Here is a 14,788-nt window from a genome sequence, read left to right as displayed (position 1 = left end):
TGTTCCTTTTTTCAATCGGTTCACTGCCTGAAAGACCCGCTCGCACGCTGGCGGCCGGCCTGGGCGGAATCTTAGGGCCTGTGGCGCTCAGCGAATGTCAGGCGGTGGACAGGTGCCGGCCCCACGCACGCCACAGCGCACGCAGCGATGCACGGGAGCGCGTTTAAGGCCCGGCTAAGCCAGCCGCCCGGCGCGCGCGGCACACTGGACATCCCCCCACGACGATCGCTCCCTCGATGCCCCATCCCCCGCTTGCCAAGACGTCCGCCTGGTCACTGATCCGCCCCTACTGGTTCTCGCAGGAGCGCTGGCCCGCGCGGGGCCTGCTGGCACTGATCGTGGCGATGAACCTGGGCATCGTGTACATCAACGTGCGCATCAACGCCTGGAGCGCGGACTTCTTCAACGCCCTGGAGGCGCGGGACACTGCCCGTTTCGGGCCCCTGCTGCTGCTGTTCACCGGGCTGGCGCTGGCCTACATCGTCCTGGCCGTGTATGCGCTGTACTTCAAGCAGATGCTCGGCTTTCGCTGGCGCCGGTGGCTCACGACCGACTACCTGCAGCGGTGGCTGCACGGCAACGCGTTCTACCGCATCGAGCGCGACCGGCTGGCCGACAACCCGGACCAGCGCATCGCCGATGACCTCAGCAGCCTGGCCACCACCACCCTCGCGCTGACGCTGGACCTGCTGTCCACGGTGGTCACCCTTGGTTCGTTCGTTGTGATCCTCTGGTCGGTGGGCGGGCCGCTGCTGGTGCATGTGGCAGGCTACAGCGCCACCATTCCAGGCTACATGGTCTGGGCCGCAGCGGCCTATGCCGTGGTGGGCTCGGTCGCCATGCAGGCCTTCGGCCACCGACTCGTGGCCGTGAACTACCGCCAGCAGCAGGTGGAGGCGCACTTCCGCTTCGGCCTGGTGCGGGTGCGCGAAAACGCGGAGCCCATTGCGCTGTACGACGGCGCACGGGCCGAAGCCGCCCACTCCGCCACCCTGTTCGGCCGCATCCAGGACAACTGGCGGATGGTGATGCGCTACACCAAGCGCCTCACGCTGGTGAACTCGCTGTACGCGCAGGTGGCCGTGGTGCTGCCGCTCGCGCTGGCAGCGCCACGCTACTTCGCGGGCGCCTACAGCTTCGGAGTGCTGATGCAGATCAGCCGGGCCTTCGACACGGTGAGCGGGGCGATGTCCTGGTTCATCAACAGCTACGGCACGCTGGCGGAATGGCGCGCCACGGTGAACCGGCTGGCCGAGCTGCGCGACGTGCTCGCCACCGTGCCTGCCACGCCGTCCGAAGGAATCCAGTGGCGAGCCGGGGACGGCTCCGTGCTGGCGACGCACGGCCTGCAACTGGCCCTGCCCAGCGGCGCCACGCTGCTTAGCGTGCCCGACCTGCGCATCGCGCCCGGCGAGCGCTGGCTGCTGCGGGGCCCCTCCGGAGCGGGAAAAAGCACCCTGCTGCGCGCGCTGGCCGGCCTGTGGGACTTCGGCAGCGGCACCATCGAGCGGCCGCGCGCGCGGATGCTCTTCGTGCCGCAGCGCAGCTACCTGCCGATGGGGAGCCTGGCCGATGCGCTCGCCTACCCGGACACGGCCGGCGAACACCCCGAAGCGCAGGTGCGCGAGGCACTGCAGGCGGTGGGGCTTGCGCCGTTCAGCGGCCTGCTCGGCGAGGTGGCGCCCTGGGCCCAGCGCCTGTCGCCCGGCGAGCAGCAGCGCCTGGCCTTCGCGCGCGTGCTGCTGCAGCAACCCGAATGGGTGCTGCTGGACGAGGCCACCAGCGCGCTGGACCCGGCGGCCGAGCGCATGCTCTACACGCTGCTGGCCGAGCGCCTGCCTGCCGCCACGGTCATCAGCGTGGGCCACCGGGACGCGCTGGCCGACTTCCATGCCCGCGAATGCGTGCTGGCACCGAGCCACGCACCGCAGGCGATCGCCACTTCCAACCTGCCCGGGCAGGGCGCCCCAGCCGGGGAGACCGCCCTGCCCGCCTGAGCGCCTGAACGCCGGAGCACCTCAGGAAGAGCACGGAAAAAGAAAAAGGCACCTCGCGGTGCCTTTCTCGAAGCCAGCGAAGGGGATCGAAACCCCCTCACACTCACCGATCAGCGGCCGGCGCGCTTGCGCTCGTTTTCCGTCAGGAAGCGCTTGCGCAGGCGCACGCTCTTGGGCGTGATCTCGACCAGTTCGTCGTCCTCGATGAACTCCACGCCGTATTCCAGCGTGAGGTCGATCGGGGGCGTGATCTTGATCGCGTCTTCCTTGCCGGAGACGCGGAAGTTGGTCAGCTGCTTGGTGCGCGTGGCGTTCACGATCAGGTCGTTGTCGCGGCTGTGGATGCCGACGATCATGCCTTCGTACACCGGGTCGTTCGCCTTCACGAACATGCGGCCGCGGTCGTCCAGCTTGCCCAGGGCGTAGGTGAAGATTTCACCGTCGTCCATGGAGATCAGCACGCCGTTCTTGCGGCCGCCGATGGCGCCCTTGTGCGGTTCGTAGCTGTCGAAGATGTTGGAGATCAGGCCCGAGCCGCGCGTCAGGTTCAGGAATTCGTTGGTGAAACCGATCAGGCCACGGGCCGGAATGCGGTACTCCAGGCGCACGCGGCCACGGCCGTCCGACTCCATGTTCACCAGTTCGCCCTTGCGCTCGCCCAGGGCCTGCATCACGCCGCCCTGGTGGGTTTCTTCGATGTCGGCCGTCACCAGCTCGATCGGCTCGTGCTTTTCGCCGTTGATGTCGCGGAACACCACGCGCGGCTTGGACACGGCCAGTTCATAGCCTTCGCGGCGCATGTTTTCCAGCAGGATGGTCAAGTGCAGTTCGCCACGACCCATCACCTCGAAGATGCCTTCTTCGTCGGTTTCCTTCACGCGCAGGGCCACGTTGTGCTGCAGTTCCTTTTGCAGGCGGTCCCAGATCTGGCGGCTGGTCACGAACTTGCCTTCGCGGCCGGCCAGGGGCGAGGTGTTCACGCAGAAGTTCATGGTCAGCGTGGGCTCGTCCACCTTGAGCATGGGCAGCGGTGCGGGGTTGGAGGGGTCGGTCACGGTCACGCCGATGCCGATGTCCTCGATGCCGTTGATCAGCACGATGTCGCCCGGGCCGGCCAGGGGCGTCTGCATGCGGTCCAGGCCCTGGAAGGTCAGCACCTGGTTGATGCGGCCCTTGACGCTCTTGCCCTCGGGGCCTTCCATCACCAGCACGTCCTGGCCGGGCTTCACAGTGCCCTGGCTGATGCGGCCCACGCCGATGCGGCCCACGAAGGTGGAGAAATCGAGCGCCGAGATCTGCAGTTGCAGCGGAGCGGTCGGATCACCCGAGTTCGGGGGCACGTGCTTGAGGATGGTGTTGAACAGGGCCGACATGTCGGGGCCCCACTGCTCGCCGGGAGCGCCTTCTTCCAGCGAGGACCAGCCATTGATGCCCGAGGCATACACCACGGGGAAGTCGAGCTGCTCGTCGGTCGCGCCCAGCTTGTCGAACAGGTCGAACGCGGCGTTCACCACCTTGTCGGGGTTGGCACCGGGCTTGTCCACCTTGTTCACGACCAGGATCGGGCGCAGGCCCAGGGCCAGGGCCTTCTTGGTCACGAAACGCGTCTGGGGCATGGGGCCCTCTTGCGCGTCGATCAGCAGCACCACGCTGTCCACCATGGACAGGGCACGTTCCACTTCGCCGCCGAAGTCCGCGTGGCCCGGGGTGTCGACGATGTTGATGTGCGTGCCTTCCCAGCTCACGGCGCAGTTCTTGGCCAGGATGGTGATGCCACGCTCTTTTTCGATGGCGTTGTTGTCCATCACGGTATCGACGACCTTTTCGTGGTCAGCGAAGGTGCCGGACTGGCGCAGCAGCTGGTCGACCATGGTGGTTTTGCCGTGGTCAACGTGCGCGATGATGGCGATATTGCGGATTTGTTTGCTCATAGTGCTTCCAATATGCCGCGCTCTACCTGCGGCGTGCTTTCTAGAATCTGTTGAATTTCCAAGGGGCTCAGGAGCCGGTCGGGCACCAGTTCACCCGCAGTGGTGTGGCCCACGCCCAGCAGGGCATGGGGATCGTCTCCGAAGACCGCGACCGCGGGCGCATCGGGCCAGGGGCCGCGGCGGCGCACGCCGGACAGGAACCGCCCGGCATTCTCGCTGTCCAGCGTGACACGCACATGCTGTGCCAGCAGGATCTCGGCGGGGTGCACGCAGGCCATGCGCTCACCCTCGTCCATCGCCTCCAGCGCGGCGAGCGTGACGCAGCGCTCCACGCCCAGCCCGCCGGTGTCGATGCGCCGCAGGAACGTGAGGTGCGCGCCGCAACCGAGCGCGGCACCGATGTCCTCGCCCAGCGTGCGGATGTAGGTGCCCTTGCTGCAGGTAACTATTATTTTGATAGCAGAACGCCCTAGTGTTTCTTGTACTGGAGCCAGTTTCAATGCATGGATGACCACGTCGCGCGCCTCGCGCTCCACGGCAATGCCGGCGCGTGCGTACTCGTACAGCGCCTTGCCGTCTTTCTTGAGCGCGCTGTGCATGGGCGGCACCTGGCGGATCGGTCCCGTGAACTGGCGTTGCACCTCGGCCAGGCGCTCGGGCGTGAGCTGCGCCGGATCGACCTCGCGCTGCGCCAGCACCTCGCCCTCCGCGTCGCCGGTGGTGGTCGTCGTCCCCAGCAGCGCGATGGCCTCGTAGGTCTTGGGGGCGTCCAGCTGCAACTGGCTGAACTTGGTCGCCGCGCCGAAGCACAGCGGGAGCACGCCCGTGGCGAGTGGATCGAGCGTGCCGGTGTGGCCCGCCTTCTCTGCCCGCAGCAGCCACTTGGCCTTCTGCAGGGCATCGTTGCTCGACAGGCCCAGTGGTTTGTCGAGCAGCAGCACGCCATGAACCGGACGCCGCTGGATGCGGGTGCGCGGCGCGCGCACCGCACCGCCACGCGGCCCGTTCGCTGCGTGCCAATCGCTGCCCCCCAAGGGGGCACTCGCTCCCTGGGGCGGCCCGTCGGTATGCATGCTCAGTCTTCTTGGGCGCGCGAAGAAACCGCCTTGGCGATCAAGGCGTTCATGTCGGCCGCACGCTCGGTGGTGCGGTCGAACACGAAGTGCAGCGTGGGCACGGTGTGGATGTGCAGGCGCTTGAACAGGCCGTTGCGCAGGAAGCCCGCGGCCTGGTTCAGCGCCACCTGCGTGGCTTCGGGGTCACCGATCAGCACGCTGAAGAAGACCTTGGCATGCGCGTAGTCGGGAGTCACCTCCACGGCCTGCAGCGTCACCATGCCCACGCGCGGATCTTTCAATTCGCGCGCGATCAACTCCGTCAGATCGCGCTGGATCTGATCGGCGACCTTGAAGCCGCGGTTGGGGGTGGAGGATTTCTTCGCAGCCATGTCGAGCCCCGGGCCTTACAGCGTCCGCGCGATTTCCTTGATGTCGAAGAACTCCAGCTGATCACCTTCTTTGATGTCGTTGTAGTTCTTGAGCTTGATACCGCACTCGAAGCCTTCCTTGACTTCCTTGACATCGTCCTTGAGGCGCTTGACCGAGTCGACTTCGCCCGTGTAGACCACCACGTTGTCGCGCAGCAGGCGGAAGCGTGCGTTGCGATGGACCATGCCCGAGGTGATGTACGAACCGGCAATCGTGCCGATCTTCGTGGCCACGAACACCGTGCGGATCTCGGCCGTGCCGATGACTTCCTCGCGCTGCTCGGGGGCCAGCATGCCGGACATGGCGACCTTCAACTCGTCCACGGCGTCATAGATGATGCTGTAGTAGTGCAGGTCGACACCGTTGCTCTCGGCCGTCTTGCGCGCGCCGGCATCGGCACGCACGTTGAAGCCGATCACGATGGCCTTGGAGGCGATCGCCAGGTTGATGTCGGACTCGCTGATACCGCCCACGCCCGCATACACGAGCTGGACCTTGATCTCGTCCGTGGACAGCTTGAGCAGCGACTGCGACAGCGCTTCCTGCGAACCCTGCACGTCGGCCTTGACGATGATGGGCAGGTACTTGACCTCGCCCGCCGTCATGTCGGCGAACATGTTTTCCAGCTTGGCGGCTTGCTGCTTGGCCAGCTTGGTGTTGCGGAACTTGCCGGCGCGGTAGGTGGCGATTTCGCGGGCCCGGCGTTCGTCGCCCAGCACCATGAATTCGTCGCCGGCCTGCGGCACTTCCGTCAGGCCCTGGATTTCCACCGGGATCGACGGACCGGCCGATTTGGCGACCTTGCCGTTTTCGTCCAGCATGGCGCGCACGCGGCCATAGGTCTGGCCTGCCAGCACCACATCGCCGACCTTCAGCGTACCGGACTGCACCAGCACCGTGGCCACGGGGCCGCGCCCCTTGTCCAGCTCGGCTTCGATCACGAGGCCCTTGGCCATCGCATCGACCGGGGCACGCAGTTCCAGCACTTCGGCCTGCAGCAGCACCTGCTCCAGCAGGTCGTCGATGCCCATGCCGGTCTTGGAGGACACGGGCACGAAAGGCGAATCGCCGCCGTACTCTTCGGGCACGACCTGCTCGGCCACCAGTTCCTGCTTGACGCGGTCGGGGTTGGCATCGGGCTTGTCGGACTTGGTGATCGCGACCACCATGGGCACACCGGCCGCCTTCGCGTGCTTGATGGCTTCCTTGGTCTGCGGCATGACGCCGTCGTCGGCCGCCACCACCAGGATGACGATGTCGGTGGCCTGCGCACCGCGGGCCCGCATGGCGGTGAATGCCTCGTGGCCCGGAGTGTCCAGGAACGAGATCATGCCGCGCGGCGTTTCCACGTGGTAGGCACCGATGTGCTGCGTGATGCCGCCGGCTTCGCCCGCGGCCACCTTGGCACGGCGGATGTAATCCAGCAGCGAGGTCTTGCCGTGGTCCACGTGGCCCATGACAGTGACCACCGGAGCGCGCCAGACCGATTCAGCCTGGGCACCCGCCACGTCGTCGTTGGTGAAGGCTTCCGGATCATCCAGCGCCGCCACCACGGCCTTGTGGCCCATTTCTTCCACCACGATCATGGCGGTGTCCTGGTCCAGCGGCTGGTTGATGGTGACCATCTGGCCCATCTTCATCAGCGCCTTGATGACTTCGGACGCCTTGATCGACATCTTGTGCGCGAGCTCGGACACCGTGATGGTTTCGGGCACGTGCACTTCGATGATGCGGGCTTCCACCGGAGCCGATTGCTGGTGATGGTGGTCATCGCGCTCGTTGCGGCGGCCACGGGGTCCCCCGCGCCAGTTGTTGCGACCCACGCCGCCACTGCTGTCGCCGCGCGTCTTGATTTCCTTCTTCTTGGCAGGATCGCCGGCCCAGCTGGACGACAGCTTGGCGGACTTGACCTCCTTGTTGCCTCCGGCGGGCGCGGCCGGTGCACGGGCACCCGGCGCAGCGGCAGGCTTGTGCAGCGTGCCCTTCTTGGCATCGGCACCGGCGGGCTTGGCGGCCGCGGGAGCCGGCTTGGGCTCCTCGGGCTTCTTGGCCACGAGCACCTTCTTGGGTGCGGCCATCATGGCGCGGATCGCCTCGGCTTCGGCCAGGGCCTTGCGGCGGCGTTCGTCCAGATCGACGGCGCGCGCGGTTTCCTCGGCCGCACGGGCCTTGGATTCCTCTTCGGCCTTGGCGCGGGCTTCAGCCTGGGCGGCCTGGCGTGCACTGGCTTCCGCCGCCTGCTCGCGTGAAGCCTCCTGCTTTTCCGCCTGCATCTGGGCCTTGCGGCTTTGCTCCTGCGCGGCGTAGGCAGCGGCACGCTCTTCGGCTTCGCGCTCGCGCTGTTCGCGGGCTTCCCGCTCGCGGCGCTTTTCGTTCAGCTCGGCTTCCTGGTGGCCGATCAGCTCGGCCTGGCGGCGCGCTTCCTCTTCGCGGCGCACGAGGTCCTGCGATTCCGGAGACATCACGGTTTCCGCGGCTTCGGCAGCCTCGTCGGAGCCGGCGTCGGAGGCGCCCTCGCCCCCTTCGTCGCGCTTGATGAAAGTGCGCTTCTTGCGCACTTCCACCTGGATCGTGCGCGCCTTGCCGGTGGCATCGGCCTGCTTGATCTCGCTGGTGGATTTTTTCGTCAAGGTGATCTTCTTGCGATCGGCCGAGGCGGTGCCGTGGCTGGCCTGCAGGAAGGCCAGCAGCTTTTGCTTGTCCGTTTCGGTCAAGGCATCGGTCGGGGCGGCCTTGGCCACCCCGGCAGACTTGAGCTGGTCGAGCAGGGTTTCTGGCGATTTCTTGAGTTCAGTGGCGAACTCGGCGACTGTGTTACTGGACATATTTGGTTCGTACCTCCCCTGACCTACTCTTGCCCCGCGAACCAATGTTCGCGCGCCTTCATGATCAAGGCTTTGGCATCTTCTTCAGACTGGCCGGTCAGGGCGGTCAGTTCGTCAAGGCCTAAGTCGGCCAGATCATCCCGGGTGTTCACGCCGCCTTCGGCGAGCTTGCCGATCAACTCGGGCGTGAGGCCCTCGAGATCGCGCAGGTTCTGCGAAACGCCGTCCACGCTTTCCTCTCGGGCAATTTCCATGGTGAGCAGCGCATCCTTGGCGCGGGCACGCAGCTCGTTCACGGTTTCTTCGTCGAAGCTTTCGATCTCCAGCATTTCCTGCAGCGGCACGTAGGCCACCTCTTCGAGGCTGGCGAAGCCTTCCTCGATCAGGATGTTGGCGATTTCCTCGTCCACATCGAGCTTTTCCATGAACAGCTTGCGGGCCGTGTCGGTCTCGTTGGCCTGCTTTTGCGCGCTTTCAGCCGCGTCCATGATGTTGATCTTCCAGCCCGTCAGGTCGGAAGCCAGGCGCACATTCTGGCCACCGCGGCCGATGGCGATGGCGAGATTTTCCTCGTCCACCACCACGTCCATGGCGTGTTTCTCTTCATCCACCACGATGGACGACACGTTGGCCGGCGCCAGCGCGCCGATCACGAACTGGGCGGGGTCCTCCGACCACAGCACGATGTCCACCCGCTCGCCAGCCAGCTCGTTGGTGACGGCGTTGACACGCGTGCCACGCACGCCCACGCAGGTGCCGATGGGATCGACGCGCTTGTCGTGCGACAGCACCGCGATCTTGGCGCGGCTGCCGGCATCGCGCGCGCAGCTCTTGATCTCCAGCAGGCCCTGCTCGATCTCGGGCACTTCGTTGCGAAACAGCTCGATCATGAACTCGGGCGCCGAGCGCGAGAGGATGATGGGCGCGCCGCGCAGCGTCAGGTCCACTTCCATGATCATGGCGCGCACGCGGTCGCCATTGCGAAGGTTTTCCTTGGGGATCATCTCGGAGCGGCGCAGGCGGCCTTCCACCCGGCCCGACTCGACGATGATGTCGCCCTTGTCCATGCGCTTGACGGTGCCGGTGAAGATCTTTTCGCCGCGCGACATGAAGTCGTTGAGCAGCATCTCGCGCTCGGCGTCGCGGATCTTCTGCAGGATGACCTGCTTGGCAGCCATGGCGCCGATGCGGCCGATCGGCACGGAATCGACGCCTTCTTCGATGAATTCACCCACTTCGATGTCGGCGATGCGCTCGCGGGCATCCATCAGCAGCTCTTCGGCTTCGGGGTTTTGCAGACCGGCGTCGTCGGGCACGACGAGCCAGCGACGGAAAGTCTCGTAGTTGCCGCTGTCACGGTCGATGGCGACACGGATGTCCACTTCGCCTTGGTACAGCTTCTTCGTGGCCTGGGCAAGGGCCAATTCGACGGCGCCAAAGACCACATCGCGTTCCACGTTCTTCTCACGCGAAATGGCTTCGACCAACATCAACAGTTCGCGATTCATGCGACGACTCTCCTATTTTTCAATCTCTTGAAGGCCGCCGCGCCGCGCGCGCCAACCTTTGTATTCGTTCGGTGTGTCAGGCCTGGACCGGCCCGTCTTTGGATCCCCGCCCCTTGAAATCGACGATGGACGCCAGGCGCGCATCGCGCAGTTCGTCCAGCGTGAAACCCAGCGCTTGCAGCGGCGCCGGTACCCGTTTCTTGCTGACCCGCTGGCCAGGCTTCACGGGCGGCTCCTCGCTCCAGACGACCTGCCATCCACCGGCTTCGGTACGCTCCAGCGTGCCGCGGAATTTCTTGCGGTTGGCATTGACCTGACCGCCGCCAGCCTCGCCGATGGGCGCCTTGAGCGTGAGGTCCACCATGTGCCCGGTGAAACGGATGAAATCCTGCTCGTGGCGCAGAGGGCGATCGATGCCGGGCGAGGAAATCTCCAGCCTCTTGTACTCGACGCCATCCACTTCCAGCGCGAACTGCAGTTGCCGCGTGACCTTTTCGCAGTCTTCCACGGTGACGAACTGCTCGGGCAGCACGGGCTCGCCCTCCACGGGCGCCTGCCAGGGCAAATCGATGGTGATGCGCAGCAGGCCGCCGGCGGAGCGCTCGATCTCCACCAGGTCATAGCCCAGCCCGGTCACGGTTTGTTCAACGATCTGCTGCAATGCCACGTGTTGTTCTGTTCAGTATCCAGAAGTACAAAAAACCCGATAACCACCTAGGACCTTCCAGGGCAGCTTCGAGCTCCAAAAGCGAACGGCCAAAAAAAACGGGCGGTAGGTACCCGCCCGTTTGGTCGTGAAGATGCAATTGTAGCCTGTCGCGCGCCGCTTTGCAAAGGCGGCGGCATGCAATTTGCATTGGCGCCACAGGCGTACCGGCCGCCCCTGCGGCGAGCGAGCGAAAAACCCGGCGGTTCTCCGCTATCCACGGGCTGCGCGCACCCGTTCGATCAGCGCCTGGGCCTGTGGATCCCGCCCTGCCGGAGGCTGGGATGCCAGGCTGTCGAGCAACCGCGAAAGCACCCCGGACTGGGGCAGCAGCGGACCGAGAAAGCGCGCGCCGGCCGGATCGGCGATGAGCAGGGTCGGGAAGGTTTCCACGTCCAGATCGCCGGCCAGGTCTTCCTCGTCTTCGATGTCCACCCACACGAAGCGGGCCTGTGGATGGGCTTGCGCCACGGTGTCGAACACCGCACGGTATTCGCGGCAGGCGCCGCACCAGCCGGCGCACAGGCAGACGACCCACCAGCCGGCGGTCGCGCTTGAGAGGGACATGTCGGGAGAGGCGGCCGGTGCGTGCATGGAAGAAAGGATGGGGCTCAGGGATGGCGCCCCTCGCGGGCGCGGTAGATGTCCATCGTACCCACACTGGCCGCCCGGTTGCCCCAGGCGTTGCGAACATAGGTCGATACCGCCGCCACGTCGTCGTCACCCAGCACGTGACGGAATGGCGGCATGCCGTAGGGACGCGGGTTGCCGGCCGTGGTGGGCGGGTAACCGCCCAGGAGCACCATGCGCACCAGATTGGTCGGATTTTCCATGGTCGCGGCGCGGTTTCCTGCCAGTGCGGGAAACGCCCCGGCCCGGCCCTCGCCGCGCTCTCCGTGGCATTGCGCGCATTGTTGCGAATACACGGCGGCACCCCGCTCCATGGCCGAAGCGAACGGGGGTGCCACCGCCGGTGCCGGGCGTTCGTGTGCGGGCAGCGCGCGCAGGTAGACCGCCATGGCGCCCAGGTCGGCATCGTTCAGGTACTGGGTGCTGCGGAACACCACCTCGGCCATGGGCCCGGTGACCGACCCGCGCGGTGCCACGCCGGTGCGCAGCAGCGCCACCACGTCTTCCTGCGGCCAGCCGGCCACACCCGCCTCGGCGGCGGCGTTGAGGGCCGGGGCATACCAGTTCTGTACCGGGATGAGCCCGCCGCGGAACGCCTGCGACTCGCTCGTCGCGCCGAAGGCGTTGCGCGGGCTGTGGCAGGCCGCGCAGTGGCCCAGGCCCTGCACGAGGTAGGCACCCCGGTTCCATTCGGCCGACTGCTGCGGATCGGGCGCCAGCGTGCCGGGCCGGAAGAACAGCGCGCGCCAGCCGGCCAGCGCGGCTTGCGTGCTGAACGGGAAAGCCAGCGCATGCGGCGTGTTGGTGCGCTGCACGGCCGGCAGGCTGCGCAGGTAGGCGTAGATCGCGTCGGAATCCTCGCGCGTGACGTGGGTGTAGTTGGGGTAGGGAAACGCGGGGTACAGCAGCCGGCCGTCCCGAGACCGGCCGTGGTGCATCGCGCGCCAGAACTCCGCCGCTGTCCAGCGCCCCAGGCCGGTTTCGGCGTCGGGCGTGAGGTTGCTGGCGAACACCACGCCGAACGGCGTCTCCACGCCCCGGCCTCCGGCAAACGGCGCCCCGCCCTGCGCGGTGTGGCACGACATGCAATTGCCCGCACGCGCCAGGTATTCGCCGCGCTGCACGGCCTGCGGCGCGGGCTGGGCCAGGGGCACGTCCTGCGGCGGCAAGGGCGCTTCGCCGCGCAGGTTCAGGTACACCACCACGGCGCACGCCAAGGCGCCCAGCAGCACCAGGCCGGCCAGCCCTTTCAGCGCGCGCTTCATCGCAAGCCCCCCAATGCGCCCGTGCCGGCAGCGGCCACGCCGCCGCAGGGCATCGGCAGCCGGCCGGGCAAGGCAGAAGCAGGCCGAGCATCGGCGGGCACGGCCTGTGCGGACAGCCAGGCAGTGACCGCGCTCACGTCTTCGGGTACGAGCTGGCGGGCCACATGGGCCATGCAATCGGGCGCCTGGGCGCGCCGCTGGCCGGTCTGCCAGGCGCCAATCTGGCTGTTGAGGTAGTCGCGCGGCAATCCGAGCAGGCCGGGAATGGCCGGTGCCACGCCGGTCATGGCGGCCCCATGGCACTGCACGCAGGCCGGAATGCCCAGCGCGGCATCCCCCTGGCGCACCAGCGTGCGCCCGCGCTCCAGGGCCGCAGGAGTCGCCTGGGTCGGCGGCGGCGGCGTGTAGGGCAGGTCCAGCGCGGCGAAATGCGCGGCGATCTCGCGCAGATAGTCGTCGGTCATGTGCTCCAGCAGGTAGGCCATTTGCGGATAGCTGCGGCGGCCGTCCCGGAAATTGAGCAGCTGGTGGTAGAGGTAGCCCGCCGGCTTGCCGGCGATGCGCGGAAAGTAGCCCTCCTGGGTGGCGCGCCCTTCCCGGCCGTGGCAGGCGGTGCAGGCCAGCACGCGGTCGCCCAGCCCGGGAGCAGCCGGCCCGTCGGCAGGGGCCGCCGCGGCGGCTGGCCCCGCAGTGGTCAGCAGCGCGAACAGCGACACAAGGGCCGACAAAGCCAGGCGCCCGGCCCGGCATGCGGTTTCATTCATGGGGGATCCGATCGGACGTGGGAATGCGGCAGGTCTGCCATGGTGCGACTCTACGCACCCCGGGCAAAACAGTACAGATTCAGTTTGCCGCTAAAAATACGGATCAGTTGCATGCCGTCCACGCCGCCACGGTCCATCCACCACCCCTCCCCGGTCCGCTCCCGTCCATGAAACGCTACGAACGCCACGCCGACGCCCTCGCCCAGTTGATCCACAGCGGCGCCCTGCGCGCGGGCGATCGCATGCCCTCGGTGCGGGAAACCAGCCGGGCCCGGGGCATCAGCCCATCGACCGTGTTCGCGGCCTACGACCTGCTGGAAGCGCAGGGACTGGTGCATGCGCGGCCGCGCTCGGGCTACTACGTGAGCCACCGGCAGCCGTCCGCCACGGACCGCGTCCCGGCCGAGCCCCAGCCTTCGGCGCCGCACGACGGCTCGCGCGGCGTGGAGATCAGCGACTTGGTGTTCGACGTGCTGGGATCGGCGCGCGACCCGCACCTGGTGCCGCTCGGGTCGGCGTTTCCGGGCCCTGAACTCTTTCCGCTGGCGCGGCTGGCGCGCTGCCTGTCCAGCGGCATGCGCCGGCTGGACCCGGCCGCCATCGTGCAGCACCTGGCGCCAGGCGATGAGCGGCTGCGCCAGCAGATCGCGCTGCGCTACGGCCTGCACGGCATGGCGGTGGATGCGGCCGAGATCGTGACCACCAACGGCGCGATGGAGGCGCTCAACCTGTGCCTGGAGGCCATCACGCAGCCGGGCGACATCGTGGTGCTGGAGTCGCCCACCTTCTACGCGGCGCTGCAGGCGCTGGAGCGGCTGCGGCTGCGCGCGGTGGAGATCACCACCCACCCGCGCGAAGGCATCGACCTGGGCGCCCTGGAACGCGCGCTGCACGCACACCCCGTCAAGGCCTGCTGGCTCATGCCCACGTTTCAGAACCCGCTGGGCAGCACCCTGCCCGAGGAGCGCAAGGAGGCGCTGGTGGCGCTGCTGGCCCGCCGCGGCGTGCCGCTGATCGAGGACGACGTGTATGGCGAACTGCACTTCGCCCCGCGCCGCCCACCGCCGGCCAAGGCCTTCGACACCGGGGGCCATGTGCTGCACTGCAGCTCGTTCAGCAAATGCCTGGCGCCCGGCTATCGCGTGGGCTGGGTGGCCGCGGGCCGCTTTGCCGGCGCGGTGCAGCGATTGAAGCTGATGACCACGCTCTCGACCGCCACGCCGTCGCAGCAGGCGCTGTCGGAATACCTGGACCAGGGCGGCTACGACCGGCACCTGCGCCAGCTGCGCGGCACGCTGGCGCGCCAGCAGGCGCGCGCACGGGCGCTGATCGCCGAGCACTTTCCGCCCGGCACGCGCGTGTCGCGGCCGGACGGCGGGTATTTCCTGTGGGTGGAGCTGCCCCAGTCCGTGGATGCCCTGGCTCTGCACCGCGCGGCGCTGGGCCAGGGCATCAGCCTGGCACCGGGGCACCTCTTTTCCACCGACCGGCGCTTCTCGCACCGCGTGCGCATCAACTGCGGCCACCCGGCCGCGGCGCGCTTCGACGAGGCCCTGCGCACCGTGGGCGCGCTGGCCGGCGGGCTGTGCCGGGGCGGGTCCTCGGACGCCGCCACCGATTGCTATTAAATTAATAGCAATGGAGGCAATGACGACTAGGGCATCGGCAGTTTTTC

General features: G+C 67.4%; 11 protein-coding genes. 2 read left to right on the top strand and 9 right to left on the bottom strand.

The window, feature by feature from the left end:
- Nucleotides 1-236 precede the first annotated feature (236 nt).
- Complete coding sequence (locus M5C96_RS09360) at nt 237-1,997, top strand: ABC transporter ATP-binding protein/permease (RefSeq protein WP_272568714.1); 1,761 nt, start codon at nt 237-239, stop codon at nt 1,995-1,997.
- A gap of 110 nt (nt 1,998-2,107) precedes the next feature.
- Here M5C96_RS09360 and typA read toward each other — a convergent pair whose 3' ends face one another.
- The 9 genes from typA to M5C96_RS09315 all read right to left on the bottom strand — a co-directional run bounded on the left by typA (nt 2,108) and on the right by M5C96_RS09315 (nt 13,113).
- Entirely contained in the window at nt 2,108-3,928 is a 1,821-nt protein-coding gene (gene typA / locus M5C96_RS09355; protein ID WP_272568713.1) for a translational GTPase TypA, read from the bottom strand.
- Nucleotides 3,925-4,914, bottom strand: a complete 990-nt coding sequence (truB, locus tag M5C96_RS09350) for a tRNA pseudouridine(55) synthase TruB (protein ID WP_272569668.1) — start codon at nt 4,912-4,914, stop codon at nt 3,925-3,927. The genes typA and truB overlap by 4 nt, the downstream gene beginning before the upstream one ends.
- An 89-nt stretch (nt 4,915-5,003) precedes the next feature.
- Entirely contained in the window at nt 5,004-5,375 is a 372-nt protein-coding gene (gene rbfA / locus M5C96_RS09345; protein WP_272568711.1) for a 30S ribosome-binding factor RbfA, read from the bottom strand.
- A 15-nt stretch (nt 5,376-5,390) separates the two neighbouring features.
- Nucleotides 5,391-8,240 (bottom strand): translation initiation factor IF-2, encoded by a 2,850-nt coding sequence (gene infB / locus M5C96_RS09340; RefSeq protein WP_272568710.1) that lies wholly within the window; start codon nt 8,238-8,240, stop codon nt 5,391-5,393.
- Nucleotides 8,241-8,263: 23 nt separating this feature from the next.
- On the bottom strand, nt 8,264-9,748 hold the full coding sequence (gene nusA / locus M5C96_RS09335) for a transcription termination factor NusA (protein WP_272568708.1): 1,485 nt from the start codon (nt 9,746-9,748) through the stop codon (nt 8,264-8,266).
- Between the two features lie 76 nt (nt 9,749-9,824).
- Complete coding sequence (gene rimP, locus M5C96_RS09330; RefSeq protein ID WP_272568705.1) at nt 9,825-10,415, bottom strand: ribosome maturation factor RimP; 591 nt, start codon at nt 10,413-10,415, stop codon at nt 9,825-9,827.
- A gap of 252 nt (nt 10,416-10,667) precedes the next feature.
- Nucleotides 10,668-11,048 (bottom strand): thioredoxin family protein, encoded by a 381-nt coding sequence (locus tag M5C96_RS09325; RefSeq protein WP_272568703.1) that lies wholly within the window; start codon nt 11,046-11,048, stop codon nt 10,668-10,670.
- Between the two features lie 17 nt (nt 11,049-11,065).
- Nucleotides 11,066-12,349, bottom strand: a complete 1,284-nt coding sequence (locus M5C96_RS09320) for a cytochrome c (RefSeq protein WP_272568702.1) — start codon at nt 12,347-12,349, stop codon at nt 11,066-11,068.
- Complete coding sequence (locus M5C96_RS09315; protein WP_272568701.1) at nt 12,346-13,113, bottom strand: c-type cytochrome; 768 nt, start codon at nt 13,111-13,113, stop codon at nt 12,346-12,348. Before M5C96_RS09315 ends, M5C96_RS09320 begins: the two co-directional genes overlap by 4 nt.
- Nucleotides 13,114-13,280: 167 nt before the next feature.
- Here M5C96_RS09315 and M5C96_RS09310 point away from each other — a divergent pair, with 167 nt between their 5' ends.
- A complete protein-coding gene (locus M5C96_RS09310; RefSeq protein ID WP_272568700.1) occupies nt 13,281-14,741 on the top strand; it encodes an aminotransferase-like domain-containing protein in 1,461 nt (486 codons plus the stop codon).
- Nucleotides 14,742-14,788 lie beyond the last annotated feature (47 nt).

The sequence above is a fragment of the Acidovorax sp. GBBC 1281 genome, from assembly GCF_028473645.1.
GTDB lineage: Bacteria > Pseudomonadota > Gammaproteobacteria > Burkholderiales > Burkholderiaceae_C > Paracidovorax.
This window is presented reverse-complemented; position numbering and strand designations above follow the sequence as displayed.

What these genes read in the sequence shown, in the direction of transcription:
- M5C96_RS09360 (WP_272568714.1), top strand. Translation starts at nt 237, where the DNA reads ATGCCCCATCCCCCGCTTGCCAAGACGTCCGCCTGGTCACTGATCCGC.
- typA (WP_272568713.1), bottom strand. Translation starts at nt 3,928, where the DNA reads ATGAGCAAACAAATCCGCAATATCGCCATCATCGCGCACGTTGACCAC.
- rbfA (WP_272568711.1), bottom strand. Translation starts at nt 5,375, where the DNA reads ATGGCTGCGAAGAAATCCTCCACCCCCAACCGCGGCTTCAAGGTCGCC.
- infB (WP_272568710.1), bottom strand. Translation starts at nt 8,240, where the DNA reads ATGTCCAGTAACACAGTCGCCGAGTTCGCCACTGAACTCAAGAAATCG.
- nusA (WP_272568708.1), bottom strand. Translation starts at nt 9,748, where the DNA reads ATGAATCGCGAACTGTTGATGTTGGTCGAAGCCATTTCGCGTGAGAAG.
- M5C96_RS09325 (WP_272568703.1), bottom strand. Translation starts at nt 11,048, where the DNA reads ATGCACGCACCGGCCGCCTCTCCCGACATGTCCCTCTCAAGCGCGACC.
- M5C96_RS09320 (WP_272568702.1), bottom strand. Translation starts at nt 12,349, where the DNA reads ATGAAGCGCGCGCTGAAAGGGCTGGCCGGCCTGGTGCTGCTGGGCGCC.
- M5C96_RS09315 (WP_272568701.1), bottom strand. Translation starts at nt 13,113, where the DNA reads ATGAATGAAACCGCATGCCGGGCCGGGCGCCTGGCTTTGTCGGCCCTT.
- M5C96_RS09310 (WP_272568700.1), top strand. Translation starts at nt 13,281, where the DNA reads ATGAAACGCTACGAACGCCACGCCGACGCCCTCGCCCAGTTGATCCAC.